The 430-nt window shown below is 56.7% G+C and carries 1 protein-coding gene; it reads right to left on the bottom strand.

The features are described from left to right. Positions 1-430: immunoglobulin-like domain-containing protein (locus BHC62_RS03900; RefSeq protein ID WP_143007481.1), on the bottom strand; the 430-nt coding region annotated here is incomplete at both ends.

Below are 430 nucleotides of genomic sequence, written 5' to 3'. Positions count from 1 at the left end.
CACCAGCTTCTCGAAGTTACCGCCCTCGGTGCCGGTGATCTGGACGGTTTGGGTGCTCTTATCGATGAACACGTCATCGCCTGGAGCATCAACAATCACGGTGCCAACGGTTTCGCCGGCTTTGATGGTGATGGTTTGCTTGTTGTCGAGGGTCAGGGTGACGTCGGTATCCGCTTTATTAGAAAGCGTCGCGGTGTAGGTGATTTTCCCGCCTTCGTTGACGGCGTCTGGCGCGGTCAAGGTGACGGTAGTGGTGTTGTCGGTGCCCGGTGTGTCGGTGACGACGGTGGTGACTTTGTCAGTACCAGGGACCAAGTTCTCGAAGTGCTCACCACCGGTGACTTTTTCGATGCCGGTCGTAACAGTCTGGTCGCCTTTGTACACATCGTCCGGCGCTACAGCCGAAACAGTACCGCTCGACTCGTTCACA

Origin of the sequence: Pseudomonas sp. 06C 126 (assembly GCF_001855215.1) — a bacterium.
Lineage (GTDB): Bacteria > Pseudomonadota > Gammaproteobacteria > Pseudomonadales > Pseudomonadaceae > Aquipseudomonas > Aquipseudomonas proteolytica.
Note: the sequence above shows the minus strand (reverse complement) of the source record. Positions and strands in the feature narration are given on the sequence as shown.